The organism is uncultured Brachyspira sp. (assembly GCF_944390595.1).
Classification (GTDB): Bacteria; Spirochaetota; Brachyspiria; order Brachyspirales; family Brachyspiraceae; genus Brachyspira.
The window spans coordinates 1-6006 of the sequence record NZ_CALXRN010000043.1 but is presented as its reverse complement, the minus strand read 5'-3'; the positions used below and the strand labels follow the sequence as shown (position 1 = coordinate 6006).

General features: G+C 28.9%; 8 protein-coding genes. 1 reads left to right on the top strand and 7 read right to left on the bottom strand.

Going from position 1 to position 6006, the window contains the following annotated elements:
* Positions 1-459 precede the first annotated feature (459 nt).
* The 7 genes from Q0J90_RS02350 to rpsF form a co-directional block, all read right to left on the bottom strand.
* Entirely contained in the window at positions 460-1002 is a 543-nt protein-coding gene (locus tag Q0J90_RS02350; RefSeq protein WP_297276378.1) for an epoxyqueuosine reductase QueH, read from the bottom strand.
* 12 nt (positions 1003-1014) lie between these two features.
* A complete protein-coding gene (locus Q0J90_RS02345; protein ID WP_297276377.1) occupies positions 1015-2262 on the bottom strand; it encodes a DUF6175 family protein in 1248 nt (415 codons plus the stop codon).
* A gap of 97 nt (positions 2263-2359) precedes the next feature.
* Positions 2360-2998, bottom strand: coding sequence for a type A chloramphenicol O-acetyltransferase (gene catA, locus Q0J90_RS02340; protein WP_297276376.1), 639 nt, complete (start codon positions 2996-2998; stop codon positions 2360-2362).
* Between the two features lie 2 nt (positions 2999-3000).
* Positions 3001-3666, bottom strand: a complete 666-nt coding sequence (locus Q0J90_RS02335) for a class II aldolase/adducin family protein (RefSeq protein WP_297276375.1) — start codon at positions 3664-3666, stop codon at positions 3001-3003.
* A gap of 127 nt (positions 3667-3793) precedes the next feature.
* Positions 3794-4123, bottom strand: coding sequence for a 30S ribosomal protein S18 (rpsR, locus tag Q0J90_RS02330; RefSeq protein WP_028329463.1), 330 nt, complete (start codon positions 4121-4123; stop codon positions 3794-3796).
* 30 nt (positions 4124-4153) lie between these two features.
* Positions 4154-4585, bottom strand: a complete 432-nt coding sequence (gene ssb, locus Q0J90_RS02325) for a single-stranded DNA-binding protein (RefSeq protein ID WP_297276374.1) — start codon at positions 4583-4585, stop codon at positions 4154-4156.
* Between the two features lie 18 nt (positions 4586-4603).
* Complete coding sequence (rpsF, locus tag Q0J90_RS02320) at positions 4604-4945, bottom strand: 30S ribosomal protein S6 (RefSeq protein WP_297276373.1); 342 nt, start codon at positions 4943-4945, stop codon at positions 4604-4606.
* A gap of 215 nt (positions 4946-5160) precedes the next feature.
* Between rpsF and Q0J90_RS02315 the strand changes: the two genes are divergently transcribed.
* Positions 5161-6006: hypothetical protein (locus Q0J90_RS02315; protein ID WP_297276372.1), on the top strand; the 846-nt coding region annotated here is incomplete at its 3' end.

The following is a 6006-nucleotide window of genomic DNA, read 5'->3' as shown; positions in this document are numbered from 1 at the left end:
TAAAATATATTAAAGTTAATATGTCCTATATGCCAGTTACCCAAACAATATTAGAACATAAAAGCCAACTTATAATGCTTACTTACTAAAAATTTTACAGGTATTCCGCGATATTTATTCAAGCCTTCATAATATCCTAATGGGTTTGATTAAATAATATAATACTGCCCCTTGCTTAAGTTTAAAGTAAGGGGTTTTTATTTATAATCATTTCCTATTATACCTATGTTATATAATAAATTTAAATCATCAATTATCCATAATCAAAAAATCATTAAGCGTACGGTAATCATCACAATAAATTTTAAAAAAACTTGGGCGGGTGTTCAAATATAATAAAAAAACAAAAAAGAAAAATATATAAAAATAACAAAAATTATTTTAAACCTAGAGGGCGGGGAATTTAATTAAATTTTCAACTTAATAAAAATTTATCAGATAAAAATACAAACTATAAAATTAATCTCTAATACTAAACTCGCATCCGCAGTAATGCTGTCTGTAAAGTCCGGCATCATTTGCTATTATATTAGTCTTTTTGAATCCGTCTTTTTTCTTAAAATCAAAATGCAGATATTCTACTGATTCATGCTCTTTAGCTAAAGAATTACCTATCATTTCAATAACCTTACTGTTTTTATGAGGGCTTACTGTCATAACTGTTGCCACATATTTAGCATTGATACTTTCAGCATATTCAAATGCTTTTTTCATTCTATGCTTAAAACAAATACTGCATCTGGCACCTTTCTCAGGTTCATTTTCAAAACCCTTAATATCATTATACCAATTTTGAACATCATTTTCGCCTTCTGCTATATGAGTCTTTATACCAATACTTTCAGCATAATTTATAAACTCATCCCTTCTTCTTTCATATTCAGCAATCGGATATATATTAGGATTATAAAAATAAAACACTGTATCATAATCTTCAAGTATGGTTTTAGGATAACACATACAAACTGCACAGCAAGTATGAAGCACTAGCTTTTCTTTCATATTATATTAATATTACCTTCTGCTAGCTTTCAAAGTAATAGTTTTATCATCAAATTTACTTATAATAACTTGATAACCCATATTCTTTGCTTTGGCATTAATATCAACAGCTAAATCTCTGCTGCTGCCTACATATCTAACAACATACATAGATGAAGTACCGGATACTCCTCTATTATAAACGCTTTTTAATCCGCCTATATTCTTTTTTAATGCCTCTTCAAAATCTATAGAATCATTAAAATCTAATCCGCTAACATATATAGTATATTCTGTACCGTTTTGAACTTCGCTCTGCCATTTTGTTACTATCTGATTTACAAAATCATCTGATATGGAATCTGCAGATTTTACTAAAGCAATTGAATGTGCATCTTTATCGCTTCCTCCTACACCTCCTGCCTGATGAGTAGAACGTGCTATAGTGCTGTAATCTGATATATTAACAGCGGTAATTGCTACATCGCTTCTATAACTTTTCATGGCAGTACCTTTTATAGTAGTAAAGAAAGCAGCCTCAGCCTTACCCAATACTGCAATCTGTGCCCCTGTTGCAGATGCTATTCTTTTTACATAATCCGAAGCACGTGAACCTCTTGTATCTTCATAACTTATATTTTCTCTTCTCATAACGCTGCTTAGAGAACTAGCACTTACAAATTTGAATCCTTTTTCACTCATATTTTTTTCTAATTGAACATTAAATGATTCGCTTAATTCTCCTGTTTCATCAGTAACAAGCATAACTATAAGAGGCATATTCTTTCTGTCCATAAGTATTCCCATAGCCTGCAAATTATCCTGAATCATATCAACACCGACAACAGCTTCTATTTTTGAATACCATACTGAACCGCTTTTTGAAATGTTTAATACTTTATATGAAGATATATAACCAGTTGTATTATCATATATTTTTGAACTTATAAGTCTGTTATTTTCTACTAAAGTTGAACCTTGAACAATAGAACCAACCGCCTGCTCTACTGCTTTACGCTTAGCACTCTCTATAGCTCTTTCTATAGCATCAGCTTCACCTCTTCCGTCAGCAGAAGCAAAACCTTCAGCAACTATTTTTGTGGTCTTTCCGCCTTTAAAATCAGGGTTCTTCCAATTATTAACTATACCTATTTCACCTGTTTCTTCACCTACATATACACCGCCGCTTGATGTGCTTTTTGATGTTGTAGCACATGATATAAAAAATAGTGATAAAAATGTAAATACAAATATATAGATTTTATTTTTCAATAATTTCATAAATCCATAAACCTCGAATAAAAATATTATAAAATATAATGTTATAAACATTTATTTTATAATTAAAGTAATATTTTTTCAATAAGCTTTATTTATTTTAAAAATCATTTAATTCTCTTTGCAAATCTTCAAAGAAAATACCAACATGATAACCATCGCATACGCTATGATGTACTTGCAATGCTAAAGGTATTATTAAATTATTTTTATCATTATAATAGTACTTTCCTATTGTAAATATAGGAGGCAAATAATCAAAACCATTTTTTAAATTCAAATTAAAACTAGTAAATGAAGATAATGGAATTGATGAAATATTAAATATATTCTTCAAATCACAAGGCTTAGCCAAAAATGACTTATTATCTCCATAAGCTTCTATATCCGAAATATAATTTTTATAAAACAAATTAAAATCTTCATTATATTCAGTGTAAATACATGAAAAAGTATTAGAATCTTTATGAAATATAGTATAACTAGGATGCACTATGTCATAGTATCCAAGTTCTTTATTATCATTCAATGACATTCTAAATTCTTTATATTTATTAACAGATTTTGATATAAAGTAAATAATAGAAGCATAAAATTTAACATCTTTATTTTTAACTGATTTATAAAAATTAGTTATGTCCAAATTAACCGTTATACTATAAGTACAAGGAACATCTGACATATACATTTTATAATGTTCTTTTCTATTATAATGATTCAAATCTATTATATTGAACATATTTATTTTCTAGCATTAAGCCCGTAATTGCCGAATTTTTTGAGTATTATATCCATTTCCTCATCGGATAATATATTATACTTTCCACTTTTACTAACTTCAACAAATTCTCTGGCAAGATTTTCTACTTCAACTAAAACACCGTAAGCCTTTTCCATACTGGAATCAGAAACCACAAGACCATGATTTTTTATAATACATGCCTTATATCCTTTCATAGCTTTTGATATATTATTGCAAAGCTCTTCTGTACCATAAGTTGCATATTCAGCACAAGGTATAATTTTACCTCCTGCAACAGCTACCATATAATGTATAGCAGGTATATAATCAACTCCCATTATTGAAACTATTGAAGAATATATTGAATGGCTATGTATAACAGCATTAAAATCAGGATTATCCTTTAATATAGATAAATGAAATCTCCATTCGCTTGAAGGTCTTTTATTAGGCTCTGCATTTCCATTCTCATCAACAAAAACAATATCTTCAGCTTTCATAGTATCATAAGGCATGCTGGAAGGAGTTATAAGCATTCCATTTTCAAAACGAAAACTTACATTACCGGAAGTTCCCTGATTAATTCCATCCTTTTGCATTCTTATACATGTTTTTATAATATCCTGAGATAAATATCTTCTATACTCATTAATTTCATTACTCATATCTAAAATCCTAATTTTAATTATTTTATGCTTTTTTATTATAATACAAGATAAAAAACTGTCAAATAAAAAACAGCCGCTATAAATAATTATAACAGCTGTTAATATTCTTTAATATAATAAAAAATTAATATCTAGTTTCATAAGGTAAAAGTGCTATATTTCTAGCTCTTTTAATAGCTTTAGTAACTAATCTTTGATGCTTAGAACAAGTACCATTTAAACGCTTAGGTATAATTTTACCGCTGTCTTTAACATATCTTTTTAATAATTTAATATCTTTGTAATCTAATACATCTATATTGTTTTTGCAGAAATAACATACTTTCTTTTTAAAGAATTTCTTTCTGCCGTCTTTTTCATTTACTTCTTTATTGAAATGGGCTTTTTTATCGCCTTTAGCTTTCATTTCTTCTTCAGCACTATTTTCAAAATTTTCTGTATTTTCTAAATCCATGATTTTTATCTCCTAAAAAATTATTAATCATCAAAATGGAACTTCATCATCATCCTCAAAACTTCCCAAATCAACACTTGAAGGAGAAGCTGAAGGAGAATATGTAGTATCCATGCTGGCAGCACCGGAACCGCCTGCAGCACCTAACATCTGCATAGTCTGCATAATGATTCTTACTTTAGATCTTGCGGCATTAGTATCTTTATCCTGCCATCTTTCCTGTCTTAAAGTACCGCTTATAGCAACCTGCTTTCCTTTAGTAAGATACTTTCCAACAGTCTCAGCCATTTTACCAAAAGCAACCACATCAAAATAATTAACTTCTGTAGTATTTTTTGTACTAACATAATAATTATTTGCTATAGAAAACTCTACAACTGCACTTCCGCTAGGTAAATATTTAGTTACAGGATCTGCAGTAAGTCTTCCTATTATTGTTACATTATTAAAATCTGTTGCCATAAAATAAGCCTCTAAAAATTAAGCCTCTTTTGAAGCTTCTTCATTATTACTATTATTTTCTTTTTTATCTTTTTGAATTATCTCATCTAAGCGAACTATTATAAATCTCAATATGCTGAGTTCATAGCGTAATTCTCTTTCAATATTAGATAAGTTATTTCCGTCGCATCTAAAATGGTAGAAATAAAATTTACCCTGATTAACTTTACGTATTGGGTAGCTTAAATTATGAATTCCATAATCTGCTTCATGGAATATTTCAGAATGATAATTCTGCAAAATAGTTGTTACATGATCTTTAGCATTTTGATGCACAGCGTCATTGATTTCTGTTACGAATAATATTTCGTATTCTCTCATTTCTTTAACTCCTTGGACAAAGCTTCTTTATAAATAAGGAAGCGAAGTATATAAATTTATTTGAAACATGATATACGATTTTCCATAAAAAGTCAATCAAAATAAATTTATTAATAATGTAAAAAATTAAAAAAATTACAGTAAGTAAACATAATTGATTTGCTTTAATTTTTTAATATAGTATAATATAAACAATTAAAATCTTGGAGAACAAAATGAAAAAATTACTAGTTATGTTTTTGTTGGTAGCTATATCAATATCAGTTCATGCATACCAAACAGTTCCTTACAAGTTTAATGATTTGGTTCCTTATGGTATAAGTCCTGATGAAGTTAATGAGATCTTAATGGCTTCTAATTTCTCATCAGCAGCTGCTGAGCCTGTAAGCGGTACATTCTATGTTAGTAAATATCCAGATCCAGATTTAGTATGGTATAACCCTCAAACTATGGATTGGATAAATGTTAAATTTACTACTAATGATGTTTCAGAATTATTCACAAGAGATGAAAACATTTTATATTTCAACTTTATAGTTACAAACGAATTTAAATGTATGACAGTTAGAGCTGATGCTATTAATGAAGATGCTACACTAGCTGGAAAAGAAACTAAATGGGCTTATAAATTCTTCTTCCATGAAGATAAATTATTTGCTGTAAGTGCTGTTTATGAAGGCGATTACACTTTAGAACAGTATAAATCAAGAAATGAAGGCAATGAATATGCTCATCCTGGTTATGTAATGTCAAGAGGCTTATTTAAAAGAACTTTAGGCGGCTTCAATACTAAATTCGGCGGTTTCCATAACAGCAGAACTAAAACTTTTGATGATTTTACTTCTATGAAATATGGTAACTACATGAACAAAGCTGCTAATACTTCTTTAGCTGTTTTCTATGCTACTTACGGTCAAAAAAATATTAACTTCGTAGCTTCTTATGTAGATAATTTCAGAATGCAGCCTATAGCTGTTAGATTCCAAAATTTATTCTATGAAAATTATTTCGATTTTGCTGATGTTCCTGTAGGAATACCACCAGAAATCAAACCTCCAAAA